The sequence below is a fragment of the Mesorhizobium sp. M4B.F.Ca.ET.214.01.1.1 genome (assembly GCF_004791545.1).
GTDB lineage: Bacteria > Pseudomonadota > Alphaproteobacteria > Rhizobiales > Rhizobiaceae > Mesorhizobium > Mesorhizobium abyssinicae.
In genome coordinates this window covers 1-411 of record NZ_SRUX01000081.1, presented here as the reverse complement: position 1 = coordinate 411, position 411 = coordinate 1, and the positions used below count along the sequence as shown (strand labels likewise).

The window sequence follows — 411 nt, the reverse complement described above, 5'->3', positions numbered from 1 at the left end:
TCTTGCCTGGCTTGTCGCCCTCGACCTCGGGCAGGCGGGAAATGCCGTGACGTTGCAGGCAGCGATGCAGCGAGGAGCGCGTCAGGTGCGGGATCGTCGGCTGGAGGGCATAGAGGCAGTCATCCAGCGGCAGCAGCGTGTGCTTGCGAAAGGTGACGACGATTGCCTCTTCCTCAAGCGACAAGATCGTCGATCTCGGCTCCTGTGGGCCGGTCGGCAGATCGGCAACTGACGTCCGCTTCTTCCATTTAGCGACGGTCTTCTGGTTGATCCCGTAGCGCTTGGCCAGCGTTCTCAGGCTCTCTTGACTATTCTGTATTGTTCGACGGATCTCCTCTGTCGTTTTGGCGCTGCCGTGAAGAACCTGGCTCATATTGCATCCTTCCATTCTTGGGAAAAAAATGCACCATC

The 411-nt window shown here is 58.2% G+C and carries 1 pseudogene; it reads right to left on the bottom strand.

Features of this window, described 5'->3' with window-relative positions:
* Positions 1-373, bottom strand: a pseudogene (locus EN857_RS33385) (IS481 family transposase); the annotation flags it as partial.
* Positions 374-411 lie beyond the last annotated feature (38 nt).